The organism is Roseovarius sp. A-2, from assembly GCF_002072155.1.
Lineage (GTDB): Bacteria > Pseudomonadota > Alphaproteobacteria > Rhodobacterales > Rhodobacteraceae > Roseovarius.
Genome location: NZ_BDIY01000002.1, coordinates 180,950 through 201,572, shown reverse-complemented (window position 1 = coordinate 201,572; position 20,623 = coordinate 180,950). Strand labels below are relative to the sequence as shown.

The 20,623-nt window shown below is 66.1% G+C and carries 23 protein-coding genes; 4 read left to right on the top strand and 19 right to left on the bottom strand.

All coding sequences use genetic code 11. The features are described from left to right. Positions 1–12: 12 nt before the first annotated feature. The 12 genes from BHD06_RS04330 to BHD06_RS04275 form a co-directional block, all read right to left on the bottom strand. A complete protein-coding gene (locus tag BHD06_RS04330; protein WP_080455762.1) occupies positions 13–1,797 on the bottom strand; it encodes a penicillin-binding protein 2 in 1,785 nt (594 codons plus the stop codon). Continuing rightward, entirely contained in the window at positions 1,794–2,138 is a 345-nt protein-coding gene (locus tag BHD06_RS04325; protein WP_176214284.1) for a cell division protein FtsL, read from the bottom strand. The genes BHD06_RS04330 and BHD06_RS04325 overlap by 4 nt, the downstream gene beginning before the upstream one ends. Continuing rightward, positions 2,138–3,130, bottom strand: a complete 993-nt coding sequence (gene rsmH, locus BHD06_RS04320) for a 16S rRNA (cytosine(1402)-N(4))-methyltransferase RsmH (protein ID WP_080455760.1) — start codon at positions 3,128–3,130, stop codon at positions 2,138–2,140. Before rsmH ends, BHD06_RS04325 begins: the two co-directional genes overlap by 1 nt. Positions 3,131–3,133: 3 nt before the next feature. Beyond that, positions 3,134–3,637, bottom strand: coding sequence for a division/cell wall cluster transcriptional repressor MraZ (gene mraZ, locus BHD06_RS04315; protein WP_139784628.1), 504 nt, complete (start codon positions 3,635–3,637; stop codon positions 3,134–3,136). A 730-nt stretch (positions 3,638–4,367) separates the two neighbouring features. Continuing rightward, positions 4,368–5,777, bottom strand: coding sequence for a PepSY domain-containing protein (locus BHD06_RS04310; RefSeq protein ID WP_080455758.1), 1,410 nt, complete (start codon positions 5,775–5,777; stop codon positions 4,368–4,370). Between the two features lie 66 nt (positions 5,778–5,843). Continuing rightward, positions 5,844–6,197 carry a hypothetical protein gene (locus BHD06_RS04305; RefSeq protein WP_254892309.1) on the bottom strand — a complete coding sequence of 118 codons (354 nt, stop codon included), beginning with the start codon at positions 6,195–6,197 and terminating at the stop codon, positions 5,844–5,846. Between the two features lie 96 nt (positions 6,198–6,293). Beyond that, positions 6,294–6,800 carry a GNAT family N-acetyltransferase gene (locus BHD06_RS04300; protein WP_080455756.1) on the bottom strand — a complete coding sequence of 169 codons (507 nt, stop codon included), beginning with the start codon at positions 6,798–6,800 and terminating at the stop codon, positions 6,294–6,296. 55 nt (positions 6,801–6,855) lie between these two features. Further along, a complete protein-coding gene (gene acuI / locus BHD06_RS04295) occupies positions 6,856–7,851 on the bottom strand; it encodes an acryloyl-CoA reductase (protein WP_080455755.1) in 996 nt (331 codons plus the stop codon). A gap of 104 nt (positions 7,852–7,955) precedes the next feature. Next, positions 7,956–9,068, bottom strand: coding sequence for a dimethylsulfoniopropionate demethylase (locus BHD06_RS04290; protein ID WP_080455754.1), 1,113 nt, complete (start codon positions 9,066–9,068; stop codon positions 7,956–7,958). Further along, on the bottom strand, positions 9,065–9,580 hold the full coding sequence (locus BHD06_RS04285; RefSeq protein WP_080455753.1) for a DinB family protein: 516 nt from the start codon (positions 9,578–9,580) through the stop codon (positions 9,065–9,067). Before BHD06_RS04285 ends, BHD06_RS04290 begins: the two co-directional genes overlap by 4 nt. Continuing rightward, positions 9,580–10,215, bottom strand: a complete 636-nt coding sequence (locus BHD06_RS04280; protein ID WP_080455752.1) for a DUF1326 domain-containing protein — start codon at positions 10,213–10,215, stop codon at positions 9,580–9,582. The genes BHD06_RS04285 and BHD06_RS04280 overlap by 1 nt, the downstream gene beginning before the upstream one ends. Positions 10,216–10,231: 16 nt before the next feature. Continuing rightward, complete coding sequence (locus BHD06_RS04275) at positions 10,232–10,966, bottom strand: DUF2182 domain-containing protein (protein WP_080455955.1); 735 nt, start codon at positions 10,964–10,966, stop codon at positions 10,232–10,234. Positions 10,967–11,052: 86 nt separating this feature from the next. On the opposite strand from BHD06_RS04275, the gene BHD06_RS04270 reads away from it, so the two are divergent. After that, complete coding sequence (locus BHD06_RS04270; RefSeq protein WP_080455751.1) at positions 11,053–11,793, top strand: FadR/GntR family transcriptional regulator; 741 nt, start codon at positions 11,053–11,055, stop codon at positions 11,791–11,793. A gap of 78 nt (positions 11,794–11,871) precedes the next feature. Here BHD06_RS04270 and ribD read toward each other — a convergent pair whose 3' ends face one another. Then, complete coding sequence (gene ribD, locus BHD06_RS04265) at positions 11,872–12,942, bottom strand: bifunctional diaminohydroxyphosphoribosylaminopyrimidine deaminase/5-amino-6-(5-phosphoribosylamino)uracil reductase RibD (protein WP_080455750.1); 1,071 nt, start codon at positions 12,940–12,942, stop codon at positions 11,872–11,874. A 20-nt stretch (positions 12,943–12,962) separates the two neighbouring features. After that, a complete protein-coding gene (gene nrdR / locus BHD06_RS04260; protein WP_080455749.1) occupies positions 12,963–13,445 on the bottom strand; it encodes a transcriptional regulator NrdR in 483 nt (160 codons plus the stop codon). Positions 13,446–13,637: 192 nt separating this feature from the next. On the opposite strand from nrdR, the gene BHD06_RS04255 reads away from it, so the two are divergent. Further along, positions 13,638–14,315 (top strand): SDR family oxidoreductase, encoded by a 678-nt coding sequence (locus tag BHD06_RS04255; protein WP_080455748.1) that lies wholly within the window; start codon positions 13,638–13,640, stop codon positions 14,313–14,315. Positions 14,316–14,333: 18 nt separating this feature from the next. On the opposite strand, the gene BHD06_RS04250 is transcribed toward BHD06_RS04255, so the two are convergent. Continuing rightward, positions 14,334–14,738, bottom strand: a complete 405-nt coding sequence (locus BHD06_RS04250; RefSeq protein WP_080455954.1) for a secondary thiamine-phosphate synthase enzyme YjbQ — start codon at positions 14,736–14,738, stop codon at positions 14,334–14,336. 142 nt (positions 14,739–14,880) lie between these two features. On the opposite strand from BHD06_RS04250, the gene leuB reads away from it, so the two are divergent. Next, positions 14,881–15,987 (top strand): 3-isopropylmalate dehydrogenase, encoded by a 1,107-nt coding sequence (gene leuB, locus BHD06_RS04245; RefSeq protein WP_080455747.1) that lies wholly within the window; start codon positions 14,881–14,883, stop codon positions 15,985–15,987. 33 nt (positions 15,988–16,020) lie between these two features. Here the strand turns inward: leuB and BHD06_RS04240 are convergent, their stop codons facing one another. Beyond that, positions 16,021–16,218 (bottom strand): hypothetical protein, encoded by a 198-nt coding sequence (locus tag BHD06_RS04240; RefSeq protein ID WP_080455746.1) that lies wholly within the window; start codon positions 16,216–16,218, stop codon positions 16,021–16,023. A gap of 67 nt (positions 16,219–16,285) precedes the next feature. After that, positions 16,286–17,392 (bottom strand): pyridoxal phosphate-dependent aminotransferase, encoded by a 1,107-nt coding sequence (locus BHD06_RS04235; protein WP_080455745.1) that lies wholly within the window; start codon positions 17,390–17,392, stop codon positions 16,286–16,288. 105 nt (positions 17,393–17,497) lie between these two features. Here BHD06_RS04235 and BHD06_RS04230 point away from each other — a divergent pair, with 105 nt between their 5' ends. Beyond that, positions 17,498–18,292 carry a crotonase/enoyl-CoA hydratase family protein gene (locus BHD06_RS04230; RefSeq protein ID WP_080455744.1) on the top strand — a complete coding sequence of 265 codons (795 nt, stop codon included), beginning with the start codon at positions 17,498–17,500 and terminating at the stop codon, positions 18,290–18,292. A gap of 127 nt (positions 18,293–18,419) precedes the next feature. On the opposite strand, the gene dacB is transcribed toward BHD06_RS04230, so the two are convergent. Continuing rightward, a complete protein-coding gene (gene dacB / locus BHD06_RS04225) occupies positions 18,420–19,910 on the bottom strand; it encodes a D-alanyl-D-alanine carboxypeptidase/D-alanyl-D-alanine-endopeptidase (protein ID WP_080455743.1) in 1,491 nt (496 codons plus the stop codon). 58 nt (positions 19,911–19,968) lie between these two features. Further along, positions 19,969–20,583, bottom strand: coding sequence for a nicotinate-nucleotide adenylyltransferase (locus BHD06_RS04220; protein WP_080455742.1), 615 nt, complete (start codon positions 20,581–20,583; stop codon positions 19,969–19,971). Between the last annotated feature and the right edge of the window lie 40 nt (positions 20,584–20,623).

Sequence of the window (20,623 nt, the reverse complement as noted above, 5' to 3'; positions counted from 1 at the left end):
CGCTTGCCCGGTTCAGTTGGATGCCTGCCTTATAGCAGCAAGGTCTGCGGGTTCAATCTCGGGTCGCAGCCCCATGAGCGGGGCGACACGACGGATGATTTCGGCGGCAACCGGCACGGCGGTCCAACCCGCGGTGCGACGCGGCTCTTCGCCCGAGGTCTCGACCGGCTCGTCCAGCGTGACAATGAGCACGTATTTCGGATCATGCGCCGGGAAGATGCTGGCAAAGGTGCCAATCACCTTGTCGTCGTAATAGCCGCCGCCGCGCGCCTTGGGCTTGTCGGCGGTACCGGTCTTGCCGCCCACGGCATAGCCTGCCACCTCGCCGAGGCTGGCGGTGCCCTCGCTGACGACCTTGCGCATCATCTGGCGCATGGCGTCTGCGGTCGCTTCGGAGATGACGCGCTCGCCGGGGGTGGGTGCCGCGCCATGCACCAGCGTCGGTGTCACGCGTCGGCCGCCATTGGCGATGGTCGCATAGGCGGCGGCCAGATGCATCGGGCTGGTCGAAAGGCCATGGCCGTAGGAGATTGTCATGGTCGACAGTTCCGACCAGTTGGCGGGCAACAGGGGCTTGCTGCCCGAGGCCTCGGTGATTTCCAGCGGCGAGGCCTGCATGAAACCAAGTTTACCCAGAAAATCGCGCTGACGCGCGGCACCGATGTCCATCGCGATGCGGGCGGTGCCGACATTGGAGGATTTGACGATCACCTTGGTGACGCTCAACTCCGGGCCATAGTTGCGGAAATCGCGGATGCGGAACTTGCCCCATTGCATCGGGCTTTTGGTGTTGATCATCGTGTCGGGTGTGACGAGGCCCAGTTCCAGCGCCTGTGCGACGGCAAAGACCTTGAACACCGAGCCCAGTTCATACACGCCTTGCACCGCGCGGTTGAACAGCGGGCTATCATCGGGGTTACCGGAGGTGGGCAGCGAGGGGCGATCATTGGGGTCGAAATCGGGCAAGGAGGCGACGGCCACGACCTCGCCGGTATCGACCTCCATCAGGATGCCCGCAGCCCCCTTGGCATTCATGATCTTCATGCCGCCATGCAAGACCCGCTCCATCGCCGCCTGCACGCTGAGATCGAGCGACAGCGTGAGCGGCTCATGCGCACGGGCGGGATCGCGCAGGCGCTGGTCGAAATATTTCTCGATGCCTGCGACGCCCACGACCTCGGCGGCATGCACACCCTCGCGCCCGAAGCTGGCACCGCCCAGCACATGCGCGGCAAGCGGGCCGTTGGGATAGAGCCGCATCTCGCGCGGGCCAAAGAGCAAGCCCGGCTCGCCGATATCATGCACGGCCTGCTGTTGCTCGGGGCTGATTTTCTTCTTGATCCAGAGGAACTTGCGCGTGCCGGTGAAATCACGAATCAGGCGCGCATGGTCGAGATCGGGAAAAATTTCCACCAGCTTGTCGGCGGCATGGACGGGGTCGATCATGTCTTCGGGCTGGGCATAAAGGCTGTGGGTGTCGAAATTGGTGGCCAGAATCCGGCCCTTGCGATCAACGATATCGGCGCGCTGTGCGAGAATCGAGGTGCCCGCAACGCTGGTGCGCGGTTCGCCCGGTTCGGACTGTGCCAGCACCGCCATACGTCCGCCCACGACGCTGAAGGCGCAGAAGAAGAACACCGCCAGCACCAGAAGCCGCCCTTCGGCACGGCGGCGGGCGCGGTCGCGCATTTCCTCGTGGCGCAGACGGATGTTCTCGCGCTCGATGGCGTCGGGGTTCTCGCCACGGCTGCGGGCCTCCAGGATACGGGCGAGCGGACGCAGGGGCGTGCGGATCATGGCTGTTGCTCCGGGTTCGAGACTTCGACGGGGTTGGTGATCGGCAATGCGGGCGGCGCGGGAAAGGCGACCTGATCAATCCGCCCGAACTGATAGGGCTGGAGCGGCAGAAGGCCGAGCCTGTCATAGTTCAGTTCGACCAGATCCATCAGCCGGTCGGGGCGGTTGAGATAGGCCCATTCGGCGTTGAGCACGCGCAGCCGGGCGCGGGCGTCGCCGATGGCCTGCTGGAGACGCTGCGCCTCGGCCTGCGCCTCCTGCGTGCGGTAATTCTCGCGGTAGGCCCAGAAGGCGAGGCCGATCACGGCAAGCGCCGTCAGGACATAAAGCAGGCTGCGCATCATCTGCCCCCCTTGAGCATCGGCATTCCGATGGTACTGCGATCAACGTGGCCTGCCGGGGCCTCGGTGCGCGTTGCGACGCGCAGCTTGGCGCTGCGTGCGCGCGGGTTTTCATCCAGTTCCTGCGCATCCGCCACGATGGCCTTGCGCGATTTGAGGGTGAATTGCGGGTCGGGCTGTTCGGCCCTGGGGGCGTGGCGACTGCCGCCGCCGGTGGCGCCTGCGCGGATCTGCAAAAAGCGTTTGACCATCCGATCCTCGATGGAATGAAAGGTTACGACCGCCAGTTGCCCGCCGGGTTTCAGGGCGCGCTCTGCGGCCTCCAACCCCTCGATCAGGGCGCCGTATTCATCGTTGACCGCGATGCGGATCGCCTGAAAGGTGCGGGTCGCGGGGTGGGTCTGGCCCGGTTTGGGGCGCGGCAGGCAGCGCTCGACGATCCCGGCGAGTTGCAGCGTGGTGTCGATGGGGGCGTCCTCGCGGGATCGCACGATGGATTTGGCGATGCGGCGGCTGGCGCGCTCCTCGCCGTAGAGAAAAATGATATTGGCAAGCTCGGCCTCCGGCGTCTCGTTGACCAGATCGGCGGCGGTGGGGCCGGATTGGCTCATCCGCATGTCGAGCGGGCCATCGCGCATGAAGGAAAAACCGCGCGCGGCCTCGTCAAGCTGCATGGACGACACGCCGAGATCGAGCACGACGCCATCGAGATCGGTGGCGTAATCGTCCATCTGCGCGAAATTGCCCTGCACGAGGCGCAGCCGGTCGCCATACTCCGCGCCCCAGTCGCCTGCGAGATCGAGCGCCAGCGGATCGCGGTCGACACCGATGACCTGCGCCGCCCCGGCGTCGAGCAGCCCGCGCGCATAGCCGCCCGCGCCGAGCGTGCCATCAAGCCAGGTGCCGGTGACCGGGGCCACCGCCGCCAGAAGCGGGCGCAGCAGAACCGGGATATGCGGGGCGTCGGGGGATGTGGCGGCGGCAGCGGCCATGGTTTACGCTCCGTCCGGGTTGTCGAGCAGGATCAGCGGGTCGAAATCCTCGGGGAACTCGTCGAGCCATTCCTCGGTCTTGGAAAGCTCCTCGGACTCGTAGGTTTCGGGCTTCCAGATCTGGAAGGTGTCACCTGCGGCGATGAAGAACGCCTCTCCCTCAAGCTCGATCTTGCGGCGCAGCTTGGCGGGCAGCACCAGCCGCCCGGTTTCGTCCACCGAAGTGGGATAGCTCTGACCGTGAAAGAGCCGTTGGAGATGCTTGCGTGCCTGCGAGCCGCGCGGCAAGGCGGCTATCTTGTCGTCCACCTCCTGCATCGCCTCAACGGTGTAGCATTCGAGGAAACTGCGGCGGTGGTCGCCATAGACGATGATCAGTTCGGGGTTGAGGCCGTCGGTCCAGTTCGGGTCTGAGGCCTCGATCACACGGCGATAGAGGGCCGGGATCGATACCCTGCCCTTTCCATCCACCTTGTGGAGGCTCTCGCCCCTGAATATCCGGCCCACTGTCCCGTTGGTCCCCTTGTTACGCCCCCGGTTGAAAACCTGCCCCCTCAAACACGAAACGGCGGGTTGATCTGCTGCCACTGATCAACCCACCGCCCTCGTCCCGCTTGAGCGGGGTGTCCGACTGCGCGCGCCACCTGGGGGGATGTCTGCTCGCCCGCGCGCCGGATCTCTTTGTTCGATGAAAGCGGGTGCCTGTATGAAACCTGACTTGAGAGTTTTTCGGGGTCTTGCTGCCCCTCTTTGTTCCCGTCCTCATCGTGGTTTATTGATACTATGGGAAATCCTCCCATAGCAATGTTTTTTTGCACTGACAGGCACAGGATGTTGCTTTGCCGGCCTCTGAAAAACAACATCCTGTGCCAAAGTCAAACTTATATGTGGCTCATATAGTCATATAAAGCAATCATGACACCATATATGTGCACTCACCTTAATTTCTTTGAATTCCCATGATTTCCAAAGATTTTTCATAATTCGCGCCCTGATCCCGTGATCCCAGGCCCAAACGCGGCAAATCAACGGGCTTTTGGTGGTGCGGAAGGCCGTGATTCACGTCGAATTGATTCGTTTTTCGCGCAGAGTCATCAAGGCGGCGCAGTTCCGGCCCATGATTTCCCATATTTCCCGGACAGTCCCACCCAATCCCGCCAGAACGATGAAACCCCGCCCTTTTCGGGACGGGGTTTTGCAATGCTCAATTTGAAGGCCCCCGCAACGGGGGCTGGGATCAACTGACCAGACGGCGCAGCGCGGGCAGGCGTTGCAGCACGGTCACGTCGAGCGCCAGCACCGTGATCAGCGTGAGCCCGGCCAGCGGGAAGGCCAGCGAGACCGCCAGCCCGACCAGCACCGCGCCCTGCCACATCGGCATGTCGCGCGGCAGCGGCGGTGCGGCCAGACGCCCACCCGCCCCTACCGGGCGGCGCTTCCACCACATCACCACCGAGGACACGCAGAGAAACAGCACCGTAAGGCAAAAGACGGTGTTGGCCAGCACGCTCCACAGCCCCAGCGTGCCCATGTGCAGCGCGATGCCCACCGCCATCGCCTTGCCCGCGAGCGAATAGTCGACATAGCGCACATCGGCGAGGATATTGCCGGTATACTGGTCGACATGCACGGTGCGGTCGCTGGTGGGGTCGGTATCGTCGGTGTTCATGGAATCGCGGTTGATGGTCCAGACGCCGACCTCGCCGTTCGGCAGGTTGAGCTGGTAGCGCGCGTCGAACCCGATCTCGCGCGCGAGCGCGTCGAGCGTGTCGATATCCACCGCCGTTCCGCCCTCGGCATCGACGCCGGCATGGCCTGCATGGCTACCCGAGGCGGGCATCGGTGTCTGTTCCAGCGCCCAGGGCACCTCCTTGCGGTCATGGTTCATGCTGGCGTGAATATCGTCCGAGAGCGGCACGTTATCCCATTTCGCGGCCGGGAACTGGCTCCAGGCCTGGACCATCTTCTCGCCCCAGATGCCCGCCCAGGCGAGGCCGGAGACGAGGAAGAATGCCAGCACGATGGATATCCAGAAACCAAGGACGCCGTGCAGGGAGCGCCAGAGCGCGCGACCTCGGCCAAAGGTGGGAATCAGTGCGGCGCGCCATCCCGCCTCGCGCGGCCACCACATGTAAAGGCCGGTGGCAATGAGCACCATGCCGAGCGAGGCCGCGATTTCCAGCATCCGGTCGCCAGTCACGCCCAGCATCAGGTTGCTGTGGATGCCATCGGCGAAATCGTACCAGCCGGTGCGGCGCGGGAAGATCTCCAGCACCTCGGCCCTGTAAGGATCGACGACGACCATGTTGGCCTCGCCGTCCAGATCGACGCGGAAGATCGCGGCGAGATCACTGCTGCGCGGGGCCACATATTGCTTGAGCGTGCCGCCGGGGATGGCGGCGGTGGCCGCCTGGGCCTGCTCGGAGACGGCCAGTGCGGCCTCTTGCGGGATCACCGGCGTGTGCTCGCCGTCGCGGCCGTCAACCCAGGAAATCCACAGCATCAGCATGCCGGTGACGGCGAGGACGCAGAAGAACGGGATCACGAAAAGACCGGCGTAGAAATGCCAGCGCCAGGCGGCGAAATAGAACGGGTTCACCCCGCTGCGCGCCTGCGCGGGGGATTGGGTCGGGTCGATCGACGTCATGGAAAGGCTCCATCAGAGGCCCCCGATGCCGGGGGAAAGCGGTAAAAGAGACGAATTTCAGGGAAATCAGGCGCGCGGCGGGGCGCGCGGATTGGGCCGGGCATGGGCGCAGGCCAGTGCCAGATGCCATTCCGGGGCGCGCGTGACGCGCGCCGCACGCGGCGCGCTCCATGGCTCGGGCAGAGCCGCCTGCCCCGGCAGCAGGACCGAGGCCACGAGGCGGCACGCCTCGCATCGGGTGGTGGCGCTGTCGTGATCGATGCCGCCGCCATGGGCACCTTGCGCGCAGAGGTCATCGGCGCTGCCGCCCGCCGCGAGATAGGCGAGGTATTCGGGATTGACACTGCGGCCTGTATCCCCGGTCAGATCGCGATGGGCAAAGCCCACCGCCGCCATCGCCGCGCCGAGGGCGATAACCAAAATCAATCTTGAAAAAAGACCGAATGAAACGCGCGTCATGCGCGGCACTCTGCCACAGGTCCGGGTTTCGCGCCAGCGATCAATGCGCAAGCAGACTCAGTCCCCGAGCCATTTGTACATGATCCGCGCATCGACCAGCCCTGCTGCGGGATGCCGAAAGGCGCGCGGCAGGCGGCCCACGGTCTCGAAGCCCATATCTTCCCAGAGCCTGATGGCCCCGGTATTGGTCTCGACCACGAAATTGAACTGCATCGCGAGATAGCCCATGGCGCGGGCCTGCGTCTGCGCGTGCAGGCACATCGCCCGGGCCAGGCCCTGCCCGCGTGCCGCCTCGCTCACCATGAAGCCCGCGTTGCAGACATGCGCGCCGCCACCGGGCTGATTGGTCTTGATGTAATAAGTGCCCAGGATCTCGCCCGCGATCCCGGCCACATAGGTGGCGCGCGGGGTCTGCATCCACATCTCGCGCACCGCCTCGCGGGTGAGGCCCGGCTCTATCGTGTAGGTTTCGCCTGCCTTGATGACGCCGCGCAGGATCGGCCAGAGCACCGCAAAATCGCCCTCACGCGCATATCGGATGGTGATCCCCTGATCGCAGTCCATGTCGCCGCCCCCCGCTATTGCCATGGCTAGCGGGGGGCGCGCAACTTGGCAAGGCTCAGGTGTTGACGTCGACCACGACGCGGCCCTTGACCTGACCCTTGAGGATGTTGCGGCCGAGGTCGGGTAGATCGCCGAGGCAGGCGGGCTGCACCATCGCCTCGAGCTTGTCCATCGGCAGATCGCGCGCGATCCGCTCCCAGGCACGGAGGCGGTTCTCGTAGGGTTGCATCACGCTGTCGATGCCCAAGAGGTTCACGCCGCGCAGGATGAAGGGGGTGATCAGCGCGCCCTCGATACCCGCGCCCCCGGCAAGGCCGATGGCGGCCACGGACGTGCCGTATTTCATCTGCTTGAGCACCCGGCCCAGCATCGCGCCCGCCACCGCATCGACGCAGCCCGCCCATTGCTCGGCCTCGAGCGGCTTGCGCGTCACGTCGGTCAGATCCTCGCGCGCGACGATCTGCGTGGCACCAAGGCCGCGCAGATACTCTTCTTGCTCGGGGCGGCCGGTGACGGCGGCCACCTCATGACCCAGATGCGCAAGAATCGCGGTCGCGACCGAGCCGACACCGCCCGCCGCCCCAGTCACCAGCACCGGGCCGTGGCCGGGTGCCAGCCCGTGATCCTCCAGCGCCATCACCGCCAGCATCGCGGTAAAGCCTGCGGTGCCCACGGCCATCGCCTGACGCGTATCCAGCCCCTCGGGCAGCGGCACCAGCCAGTCGGCCTTGACCCGCGCCTTTTGCGCATAGCCGCCCCAATGCGCCTCGCCGACGCGCCAGCCGGTGAGCACCACCTTATCACCGGGGCTGTAGCGGTCGTCGCTGCTGTCCTCGACGGTCCCGGCGAAATCAATGCCCGGCACATGCGGGTAGTTCCGCACCAGCCCGCCGCCCGGCCCGATGCACAGCCCATCCTTGTAATTCACCGTGGAATAGTCGACCGCGACCAGCACCTCGCCGTGGGGCAGGTCATCGACCGTGATCTGCTTGACCGCGGCGGAGGTCTTGCCGCTCTCCTCGTCCTTCTCGACAACCAATGCGTTGAACATATCGCTCTCCTTCTCAATCGCAGGACCAGCCCCCTGCTTCATCTTGCCAGAAATATCCCGGGGAGCGCGAGGGGCTGGCCCCTCGCCCCACGCTCAAGGACCGCTCAGGCCCAGAACCCCTCTTGCACCACCCCGCGCCGCTCGCCGTCGGGCGCGCTGATCCGCAATTCCGTGCCAGCGTCCCAATGGGTCATGCGGACCATGCCGATGGCCACGTTGGCGTCAAAATCCGGCGACCATGCGGCAGAACTGACCCGGCCGACGCGGCGGCCCTTTTCCGACAGGACCGGCCACCACTCAACACAGGGCGGCACGGCGCCACCCTCGATGACGATGGCGCAGATCTGCTGCACCGGGCCTTCCTTGGCCACCCTCAGCAGCGCGTCGCGCCCGATGCACCCGATCGCCGTATGGGTGTTGCAGAACCGGCCCAGCCCGCATTCATGCGGCGTGTTGTCGTCGGTCATGTCGTTGCCGTAGCTCAAGAGGCCGCCCTCGATCCGCTCGATCAGGTTGGGGCAACCGGCATGCACGTCCATGCCCTTTCCAGCCTCCATCAGCGCGTGCCAGAGCGGCATGGCGAGGTCAGAGCCCTCGACATAAATCTCAAAGCCCCCCTGCTTGGAATAGCCCGAGCGCGCGATCACCATGTCGCGGCCCTGAAAGTCGAACACGCCGAAGCGGAAAAAGCGGATGTCGCGCACCGCGTCGCCAAAGACCGCCGCCATCAGATCATCGGCGCGCGGGCCCTGAATGGCCAGCGGCGAGACATCCGGCTCATCGACCAGCACATCCAGCCGCCAGCCATGCGCGGTGGCCCGCACCCAGTAGAGCAGGTCCGAGTCGGCGATCGAGATCCACCAGCGATCCTCGGCCAATTTCACTGCCACCGGATCGTTGAGCATACCGCCGGTCTCATCCACGATGGGCACGTAATAGCACTGCCCCGGCGTCATGCCGCGCAGGTCGCGCGGCGTCAGCATCTGCATCAGACGGCCCGCGTCGGGGCCGCGCAATTCGACCTGCCGTTCGCAGGCCACGTCCCAGACCTGCACCGCCTGCTTGAGGTGGCGGTAATCCTCCTCGACGGAGCGAAAGACCGTCGGCAGCAGCATATGGTTGTAGACCGTATAGGCCTTGACCCCCGCCGCCTCGACCCCGTCTGAAAAGGGCGTGCGGCGCAACCGGCGCGACAGGGACAGCAAGGGTGCGTTCATTGTGCCTCCTCGGGCATGAAGACGATATCGGTGACCGGGGCGGGCAGGTGCGCGCGGGTCAGCATCGCGTGGACCTGCCCCCGGTGATGGGTCTGGTGGTTGAAGAAATGGGCGACGCAGGTGGCCATGGGTGTGGTTATCTCGGCCCCGAGCGCGCCCGAGTAGAACGTCAGGTCGCCGGTGAGGTCAATGCTGTGCACGCGGTTTGCCCAGGCCTTGATCCGGCCATCGGTGGTGAACCGCTCGGCGCTCCACGCCGCGCCGGTGGGGGTCAGCGTGGTGCTCTCTTTGATCCCGCCCTCGGGGCGGCTCTCCTCCACGCCAAACCGGTGCAGCCACATGCGGTCGGCCCAGAGGATGTGGTTGAGCGTGCCGAGGACCGACGAGAAATGCGCCCCGTGATCCTCGGTCAAGACCTTGAGGCTCACCCCGTCGATGGCGCGGGTGATCTGCGCATTCTGCCACGCATTATAGCGCGCCATGAGCGCGACATAATCCGCCGTCAGCATCATCAGCGCGGGCCTTTCCAGTCAATCTGGCAGATTTCCGCGCTGCGCCCGTCGAAATCCCAGACCCGGCCAAAGGCGCGCACGCGGCCCTTGGTGGCGGTGGCGACGGTGATGTCGGGGCCCATCCAGTATTCAGTGTTGGTGACGACGATATCCTCGCCCTTGTGGCCCTCGACCGGCACCACCTCGCCCTGGATTTTCTTGCCGACCATCAGGCGGCGGGCCTTGCCTTCGGTCTCGAAGATGACCGGCGCGCGCTCAGCGCCCAGAAATTCGCTGACCAGCACCCCGAAGAGGCCTGTCGTGCCACGCGCCTTGCCCGAGAATATGTTGACCAGCCCCTCATAGGCGTCGTCGCTGGCGCGCTCGTCGATATAGGCGGCGGCCTTCCAGTTGCCGCGTGCCATCAGGCCGGGGATTTCCAGCATCAGGCCCACGTTGAGCCCGCTGAGGTCCTCGTTGCCATAGGCCCCCTCGTCGATGCGCACGCCCGACCATGCCTGGCAGTACCCCTCAGTGGGCGCGTGCTTGCCCAAGGACACCACGCAGGGACAGAACACCGTGCAGTTGCAGTTGAGGATCAGTTCCCCCTTGATCGTCCAGGGCACCGTGCCCACGCTTGCGTTGTCCAATGCCATATCGTGGCCTCCTCTCTCAAATTGTCGCGACCAAGACCCAGACCGATGCCGCCAGCAGCACGACGCCCAAGGGGCGGGTGAGATACCGGCCCAGGTCGGGCAGTTTTTCCAGAACCATGATCACCGTGGCCAACCCCATGAAGGCAAGGTTCATCACCCCGCCTACGAAAGCCAGCAGCATCAGCGCCCAGCAGCAGCCAAGGCAGACCAGCCCAAGGCGGGTGCCGTTGCGCCACGCGCCCTCGTCCCAATATTGCATGAAGAAGGCCAGCGGGCGGCGGCACCTCAAAAGGCATGCGTCCTTGGCGGGGCTGAACTGATATAGTCCAGCCAGCGCCAGCAGCGCCGCCGACAAAAGCCCTGACCGGCTATCACCGAAGGCGGTCAGCAGCCCCGCCCGAAAGAGCGCCATCTGCGCGCCCGCCGCCAGCACCGAAAAGCCCAGCCAGACCGCCAGATAGCCCGCCAAAAGCGCGCCAAACCGCGTTTCTCCAGTATGGCTCAACTCCTCGTAGGTGGCGAATGCGGGCAACGCGGTGGGGGCCATCATCGCTGCCGACATCAACGCCCACATCAGCACGATGCGGCCAAATCCGGCAGCATCCGGCGTGACGATGCACAGGCTTTGCAGGAAATCAGCCCCGTAGATCACCGCGCCGTCCCGCAAATCCTGCGGCAAGGCCATGGCATAGAGCAGCCCCCAGGCCCCCAGAATGAGGCCAAACAGCACCAGCCAGTGCCCGCCGCCCATCCGTCTGACCTGTGTCGCGATCATCGCGCTCTCCCTCACGACTCATCTCTTGCGTTTAAATTGTCAGACATTTAAATGTAAGACAAATGAAAATTGATCCTGACAACAAGGCCGACCTTTCGGCCCAGATCGCCGAGGCCATCCGCGAGGAGATCATGGCCGGGCGGCTGATCGTCGACGAGCGCCTGCCGTCCGAGGCGGAACTGGCCGATCACTTCGCGGTGTCGCGCCCGACGGTGCGCGAGGCATTGAAGCGGCTGGCGGCGCAATCGCTCATTCGCACGGCGCGGGGCGCGTTCGGCGGGGCCTTTGTCAACCGGCTGAATTACCCCGAGGCGTATGGTCAGCACATCACCACCTCGACGCTGCTGCTGAGCATGAACAGGGTCAGCTTTGATGTGGCCTGCGAGGCGCGCTATGCGCTGGAGCGTGCCTGCACGCCGCTGGCCGCCGCGCGCCGCACGCCCGACACATTGGCCACGATGCGGGCGGAGATTCACCGGCAGGGGCAGCCGGGGCTGACGGATGAGAGCTTCTGCGCCTCGGATGTCACGTTTCACCGGGCCTTGGTGGACAGCGCGGACAATCCAGTGCTGTCCTACCAGCTTGCCGGTGCGGTCGAGGCGATGCAGCCGCTGATGAACATGATCACCTTCACTGCGCGGTCGCGCGAGGCGATCGTCGGCTTTCACACCCGCATCGCCGACGCGCTGGAGCGTCACGAGGCCGACGTGGCACAGGCCGCGCTGTCGGAACTGGAGGCCTATACGCTCACATTGGGGCGTGACGTCATGGCGGCACGGGCGCGACCGCGCCAACCGGCGTGAGGGGGCAAGTGTCGTAACGCCTTCGGCGAGAGTATTTGGACCATAAAGAAGACATGAGTTTCTTTATGGCAAAAATACTCAGATGCGACGCCAGCGATGCATCACGTCGCCGCCCACCTGGCGCGTTTCGACCAAGGTGAAGCGGCCCGCCTCTTCGAGCCGCGCGAGGCCCAGCGCGCCAATGCCCGGCAGCCCCTCGGCTCCGATGGCGAGCCCGGCAGTGAAACCGACGAATTCATCGACCAGCCCTGCCCCCAGAAGCGAGGCGGCGAGCGCGCCGCCGCCTTCGCAGAACACCCGGGTGAGTCCCGCCTGCCCGAGTGCCCGCAGGACCGCGCCGGGATCGACCTGGCCTGCCACAACGTCGCAGGGCAAGAGCCGCGCGCCCACGCCGCGCCACGCCTCGGCGATGGCCTGGTCGACCTCGGTGCCGTGGCAAAGCCAGAGCGGCACGTCGCCCGCCGTGCGCGCGAGATTGGACATCAGCGGCAGGTCGAGCCTGCGTGAGACCACCACGCGCACCGGTTGCCTGCGCGCGCCCATGTCGCGCACGGTGAGCGTGGGATCATCGGCGCGCGCGGTGCCTGCACCCACCATCACCGCGTCATGGCGCGCGCGCATCGCGTGGACCATGCGGCGCGCCTGCGTCCCGGTGATCCACTGGCTGTGACCGGTGGCGGTGGCGATGCGCCCGTCGAGGCTGGAGGCGAGTTTCAGCGTCACGAGGGGGCGCCCGGTCGCGTTGCGCATCAGCGAGCCTGAAAGATCGCGCGCGGCCTCTTCGGCCATGACGCCGGTCGTGACGTCTATTCCGGCGGCACGCAGCATGGCGAAACCGCGCCCCGCCACCCGCGTGTCATTGTCGTCGAACGAGGCCACGACGCGCGCCACGCCGGCCGCGATCAGCGCCTCGGCGCAGGGCGGGGTTTTGCCGTGATGCGCGCAGGGCTCCAGCGTGACATAGGCGGTGGCCCCTTGTGCCGCCGCGCCTGCCTGTTCAAGCGCCTGCGTTTCGGCATGCGGCCGCCCGCCCGGTGCGGTCCAGCCGCGGCCAACGATGCGGTCGCCCTGCACGATGACGCAGCCGACCGCCGGATTGGGCGCACATTGCCCCATGCCCCGCCGCCCGAGCGACAGAGCCAGGCGCATGAAACGGTCGTCCCGTCCCGTCACGCGTCGGGGTCTGGGGTTGCCGCCGCCTCGTCGGGGCGCAACTCGCTTACGAAGCGGTCGAAATCATCGGCTTCCTGGAAGTTCTTGTAGACACTGGCAAAGCGCACATAGGCCACGGTGTCGATGCGGGCGAGGCTTTCCATCACGATCTCGCCCACTGTCTTGGAGGGAATGTCGGTTTCGCCCATGCTCTCCAATCGACGCACGATGCCGGAGATCATCTGCTCCACGCGCTCGGGCTCGATCGGGCGTTTCTGAAGCGCGATGCGGATCGAGCGTTCCAGCTTGTCGCGGTCGAAATCCTCGCGCCGTCCGTTCGATTTCACGACCACGAGGTCACGCAGCTGGACCCGCTCGTAGGTGGTGAACCGCCCGGCGCAGGCCGGGCAGAACCGCCTGCGCCGGATCGAGACGTGATCCTCTGCCGGGCGTGAATCCTTGACCTGTGTGTCGATGTTTCCGCAAAACGGGCAGCGCATGGGCCGTCCCCCTTCTTTGTCTCTGCCTCTTGGATCATGGGTCTGAGGCCCAGTTATCCACAGTCACTATAGGACAGCCGCAAGGTTTTGGGTAGGGGGGAAATCGCACCGCTAGATAGGCGGCTGAAGTGGCTTTGAAACAGGCCGGTAGAGGCCCTAGATGAGGGGGAACCCGAATGGAAAGGAGATCACATGACGGCCAAGACGCTGTTTATCACCGGGGCGTCGAGCGGGATCGGGGCCGAGACCGCACGCGCCGCCGCCGATGCAGGCTGGAACGTGGCGCTGTTCGCGCGCCGCCGCGACGAGCTGGAGGCGCTGGTCGCGGAACTGGGAGAGGCGCGCGCCCTCGCCCTGCCCGGTGACGTGACACAGATGGCCGATCTGGAGCACGCGGTGCGCGAGGCGCAAGGGCGGTTCGGACAGATCAATGCCGTTTTTGCCAATGCCGGGCGCGGGCTCGACACCCCCGGCGTGGCCGAGGGCGACCCCGAGGAATGGCGCAGCATGATGGAAATCAACGTGATGGGACTCTTGTGGACCATGAAGGCCAGCTACCGCGCGCTGCGGGAGAGCAAGGGACATCTGATCCTGACCGGCTCGGCGGCGGGCAAGCGGCATATCAAGGGCTCGATCTACGGCGCCTCGAAATGGTTCGTGCACGGCCTTGCCGGGAACATGGCCGAGGAGATGCGCGAGTGGGGCGGGCGCTGCACGGTAGTCGCGCCGGGCATGGTCGACACGCCGTTCTTTGACAGCCCCAAGCCCGACAAGTTGAAGCCCGAGGATGTGGCACATGCGGTGATGCACGCGCTGAGCGCGCCCGAGCGCGCCTCGGTGCAGGAAATTTTCCTGATGCCGACACAATGAGCTGGGACACGGGCAAGCCTAGCCGAGATGCGCCGCCACCTCGCGGACATGCGGAGCAGATCGGTGCTCGAAGAGGTATATGCCCTGCCAAGTGCCGAGCCTTAGGCCGCCATCCTCGACCGGGATGCTGAGACTTACCGGCAGGAGTGCCGCCTTGATATGGCCGGGCATGTCGTCGGGGCCTTCATAGGTATGGGTCAGATAGGCCATCGACGGATCGGTGGTCGGCGGCACGAGGCGGGTGAAAAACGCGTGCAGGTCGGTCTGCACCTCGGGATCGGCGTTTTCCTGAATGAGCAGGCTGGCCGATGTGTGGCGGATGAACAGCGTCAGGAGGCCGTCGCCCGCGACCCAATCCGCCACCCGGTCGGTGATCTCGTAAAGCCCCTGCCCCTGCGTGGTGATGGTGAACGTGGTTTGCATGACCATCAGACTGCGCCAGACCGGCGCGCGGCTCAAGAGCAATGAACCGGACGATTTGGCGGTCCGGCTTTCTTGACCCCGGCATGGCTTGGCTATACGCCATCGGGAACGACATGATGCCACAACCAAGGACACAAGCCCCATGAGCAACCCCTCGCTTCTCATCCTTCCCGGTGACGGGATCGGCCCCGAAGTCATGGCCGAGGTGACCAAAATCATCGGCTGGTTCGGCGACAAACGCGGCGTCGCCTTTGACGTGAGCGAGGATCTGGTCGGGGGGGCCGCCTATGACGCGCATGGCGCGCCGCTGCACGATGACACGATGGCCCGCGCGCAGGAGGTCGATGCCGTGCTGCTCGGGGCCGTGGGCGGGCCCAAATACGACAATCTCGACTTCAGCGTGAAGCCCGAGCGCGGGTTGTTGCGCCTGCGCAAGGAGATGGATCTCTTCGCCAACCTGCGGCCCGCGCAATGCTTTGACGCGCTGGCGGATTTTTCCTCGCTCAAGCGCGACGTGGTCGCCGGGCTCGATATCATGATCGTGCGCGAGCTGACCTCGGGCATCTATTTCGGCGAGCCGCGCGGCATCATCCGCGAGGGCAACGAGCGTGTCGGCATCAACACGCAGCGCTATACCGAGAGCGAGATTGCCCGCGTCGCCCGCTCGGCCTTCGAGCTAGCACGCAAGCGGTCGAACCGCGTCTGCTCGATGGAAAAGGCCAATGTGATGGAATCGGGCGTGCTCTGGCGCGAGGTGGTGACCGAGGTGCATCAGGCGGAGTATTCCGATGTCGAGCTCAGCCACATGTATGCCGATGCGGGGGCGATGCAGCTCTGCCGCTGGCCCAAGCAGTTCGACGTGATTGTGACAGACAACCTCTTTGGCGACATGCTGTCGGACGCCGCAGCGATGCTGACCGGCAGCTTGGGCATGCTGCCCTCGGCCAGCCTCGGGGCGCCGATGGCCAATGGCCGGCCCAAGGCACTATATGAGCCGGTGCACGGCAGCGCGCCCGATATCGCGGGCCAGGGCAAGGCCAACCCGATCGCCTGCATCCTCAGCTTTGCCATGGCGCTGCGTTATTCGTTCGATATGGGCGAGGATGCGGCCCGCGTGGAAAAGGCGGTGGAACAGGTGCTCGCCGACGGTCTGCGCACCGCCGATCTGCTGGGCGAGGAAGGTGTCACGCCGGTCTCGACCAGCGAAATGGGCGATGCCATCCTCGCGGCGCTCGACGCGAGCCTCTGAGACCGGGATATCCCGGCCACGGGCGGCGCGCTGTCAGCCGCCCGCGGTATCCCCTGCGCGTCGGCGCGCACACCACTGTATCAGCTTGTCGAGGACAAAGCCGGTCACCAGCACCGCCAAAAACCCGAGCGTCGCCCAGATCACCATGAAGACCCATAGCAGATTGACCGCCCCCATCACGAGGGCGGCATTGGTGTAATTCGGGGCCGCTTTCAGGTTTCCGCGTCGCATGGGCGAAGTGTATCGCAAGAATCGCCCCTGTCAGGTGAAATTTTCACGCCCAAGCCACGATGCGCCGTTATCCGCGCGCCTCGCGCAGGGCCTCGGGTAGCGCCTCGGCCAGCACCGACAGATCGTCGGCGCGTCCGCAGCTGATGCGGATGCAGCGATCCTGCGGGATGACAAAAGGCATCCGCACAAACACACCCCGCGCCACCAGCGCCGCCAGAACGGCGCGCGCGAAATCGCCGTCGCGCCCGCAATCAACGGCGACGAAATTGGTGGCCGAGGGGATAGGTGCCAGCCCGTTGTCGCGGGCGATGCGCGCAATTTCGTCGCGCGACCGGGCCACCTCGGCCTGCACATGCGCCAGCCAGTCGGTATCGTGCAGCGCCGCAAGCGCCCCCGCCTGCGCCATCCGGTTCATGCCGAAATGGTTGCGGATCTTGTCGAAGCTCTTGATCAGGGGGGCCGCCGCCACCGCGTAGCCGATGCGCGCGCCCGCCATGCCGTGCGCCTTGGAAAAGGTGCGCATGCGGATCACGCGGGGATCGTCTGCGGCGATCTCTGCCGCCGTGCCCTCGGGGGCGAATTCGACATAGGCCTCGTCAAGACAGAGCAGGCAGCCCGGCGGCAGGTCGTCGAGCGCGGCGAGCACGTCCCGTCCATGCGCCCATGTGCCCATCGGGTTGTCGGGATTGGCGTAGTAGATGAGCTTGGCATCGACCTCGCGCGCGCGAGCGATCAGCGCCGCCAGATCCTCGTGATCGTCGCGGTAAGGCACCCTGTGCAGCGCCCCGCCAAAGCCCGCGACATGGTAGTTGAAGGTGGGATAGGCCCCGTCCGAGGTGACGACCGCATCGCCGGGCGCGACAAGCAGGCGCACGAGATTGCCCAGCAGACCGTCGATCCCTTCGCCCACCAGCACATGCTCCAGCGCCACACCCATGTGATCCGCGAGGGCCGCGCGCAAGGAATGGCTGGTCGGATCGCCGTATTTCCAGACCTCCTCCGCCTCGGCGCGAATCGCGGCCAGCGCCTTGGGCGAGGGGCCAAAAAGGCTCTCGTTCGCGCCCAGCCGCGCGGCGAAGGGCGCACCGCGCGCGCGCTCCTGTTCCTCGGGGCCGACGAAGGGCACGTTGGCGGGCAGGCTGTCGACAAGGGGGGTATAACGGGGTCCAGTCATGGGGGCAGTTAACGGGATGCAGCGCGGCGCTGCAAGGGTCTGCCGCGACGTTCCGCTGGCCTGCGCCGCATCGCGCGTGTTTCATGGGGCCAAGGAGGACCACCCATGCCCCGTGTCAGCACCGAGATCACCGATCACATCGCCCATGTCACCCTGACCCGCCCAGACAAGCGCAACGCCGTCGATCCCGAGATGGCCGAGGCAATCGTCGCCGCCGGTCATGCGCTGGCTGAGGCTGATATCCGCGCCGTTGTCCTGTCGGGTGAGGGGCATTCGTTTTGTGCGGGTCTCGATGTGATGAGCTTTGCGACACTGGCCCGGGGCGACCCCGAGGCGCTGATCATGCCGCGCAGCCATGGCGATACCAACCTCTTTCAGGAGGTGGCGATGGTCTGGCGCCGCCTGCCCGTTCCGGTGATCGAGGCGCTGCAGGGTGCGGTCTATGGTGCGGGGTTCCAGCTTGCGCTCGGGGCCGATATCCGGATTGCGGCACCGGAGGCGCAACTGGCGATCATGGAAATGAAATGGGGCCTCATCCCCGATATGGGTGGCATGGCGCTCTTGCCGCGGCTCACCCGGTCCGACGTGATCCGGCGACTGACCTATACCGCCAGGCCAATTCCCGCCGCGCAGGCCGAGGCGTGGGGACTTGTGACCGAGGTGTCCGAAGACCCGCTGGGTGCCGCGCATGATCTGGCGCAAGAGATCGCGGGGCGCAGTCCGTCCGCCATTCGCGCCGCCAAGCGGCTGATTGCCGTGGCCGAGAGCGGCGCGGCACAGGACGCCGTGCTGATGGAGGAGAGCCGCGAACAGGCGGCGCTTATCGGCCAGCCCGACCAGATGGAGCAGATCGCCGCCAACATGGCCGGGCGGGTGCCGGTGTTTGGGAAGGGAGGGTAAGGCGCGCGGTGGGCGGTGAATTGATGGGCCTGGAGCCGGCCTTTCGTATCAACGAGATGAGCCGCGCATTGGTTCTAGAGGTCAACGACAGCTTCAGGCCAACTTTGTCAGGTCGCAAACCCCGGCGTCACCCGCCGTAAACCGCGCTCCAGCGTTCGATCAGGGCCTGTTGCAACCGCTTGGAGCGCCGGTTCCAGCCGCGCGCGCCGGGCGGGCGCTCGTCGCGCTTGGGGTCGATCCGGCTGCGCAGGCTGTCGCTCGCGGTGAAGATGGCAAAGGCCAGGTCGGCCCCCTGCGGCGTGCGCATATAGCCCGCGAGGCTGCTGACGAAATAGAGCGTGCCGGTCTTGGCCACGACCTTGACCGGGTGACTGTGGGTCGGACGCCCCTCGGCGTCACGCATCCGGTGCTCCCGCAGGAGCGGCCGCAAGAGCCCCGCGTGATGCGCGCGCGCCAGCCCGCTGGCCATCGCCGCCGCCGACAGCCGCGAGCGGTCGTTCAGCCCCGAATGATCGCGCAGCGCGGCCCCGGTCATCCCTAGGCGTTGCGCCGCCCAGTCATTCATCGCCTGCGCCGAGCGCTCCAGCGGCACGGCGCGTCCCTTGAGCTGCGCCGTGGCCGTCAGCCCCACCATCTCGGCGGTGAGGTTGGTGGAATATTTCAGCATCTCGCGCAGGATATCACGCAGCGGCGCGCTGTGATGGGTGACGATCACCCCGCCCTGCGGCGCGCCGTCCTGCATCGCGGGCTTGCCAAGGTCGATGCCGTGCGAGCGCGCGAGGGTTGTAAAGACCTCCGCCGCATAAAGCTCGGGTTTGCGCACCGGTAGCCAGCGCGCACCGCCATTGCCCAACGCACCGCGCGCTACCGTCCAGTCGTCGCGTCCGTCCGCATCGCGATAGGTATAGACCGGCATGCTGCGATCGGCGATCTGCATGCGCGCCACGGTCACGTCGGGGCGGTAGCGTGCGCTGCGCGCATCCATCGAGACGGTATATTTTCCGCCCGCGCGCTTCCACTCGAAATGCACCCGGTTGTAATTGAGGTTCAGACCCGAGATCGCGGGGTTGTAGCCGACATGCTCTGGCTGGCCGTCGTCGATTGTGCGCTTGAAGGGCACCGCCCCGCCCCAGACGCGAAACTGACCGCGTATTTCGCGAACACCGGCCTTTTTCAGCCCGGCGGCAAGCGAGGCGAGCGCGTCTGTGTCGAGTGTCGGATCGCCACCCCCCGCAAGGATCAGATCGCCCTTGAGCGCGCCCCCCTCCAGCACGCCGGTGGCGAAGAGCCGGGTTTCGAACCGATAGTCCGCGCCCAGCACGTCCAGCGCATAAAGCGCCGTCACCGCCTTGGTGACGCTGGCGGGCGGCAGGCCGGTGGCGCTGTCGCCCTCTTCCAGCACCAGCCCGCTCGCGGCATCCGCCACGGCATAGCCCACCTGGCCCGACAGTTGCGCATCGGCGATCAGCGCCTCCGCGCTCGGGGCCAGCCGCGCCGCGCCGCCGCCGGGCCGCGCCACCGGGCGCAGCGAGATGGCGGGCGCCCCGCCAAGGGCCGCCCCCGCCACGCCCGAGAGCGCCGCGCCAAGGAACAGACGTCTGGAGACTGCGTGTTTCATGGCGCCGAGTTAAACGCAGCAGGCCGCGCGGTGCAATCACGATTCGGCGCACGCTGTATCACGTTTCCCGCCCTGCATGTTTGCCGCGCCGGGCGCGCAGCGCGGTCGAGGAGATATCCATCATCGGCACGTTGACGAAACACCAGGCCGGGGCCGTCGCCCGCCCCAGAAGGCGGCTTGCACGGGCGGGCAGGCAGGCGTGGCGATAGATCCGCGCAGCAGGCGACACGCGCGCCGAAATCCGCTGACCGGGGCGGGCCAGCACGCCCACCGGCACGCTCTCGATGATGCTCTGCCAATCCTGCCAGCGATGAAACTGCGCCAGGTTATCGGCCCCCATCAGCCACACGAAGCGCACCCCCGGCACGGCGTGGCGCAGGGCAATCAGCGTCTGCGCGGTATAACGTGTTCCGGCCTGCGCTTCGACATCAGTGACCGCCATGCGCGGATGGTTCACCATCGCGCGTGCCGCCGCCATGCGCTCGGCCAAGGGTGCGGGCCCATGCGGCTTGAGCGGGTTGCCGGGGCTCACGAGCCACCACAGCCGGTCCAGCGCAAAGCGGCGTAGCGCCTCGCGGCTGATATGCAGGTGGCCGGCATGGGGCGGATCGAACGACCCGCCCAGAAGGCCGATGACCTGACCGGGCCGGGCAAGGGGCAAGGCGTATCTCATGGCCCTTTCATTGCCAGAGCCCGGCGGAGTGTAAAGCGAA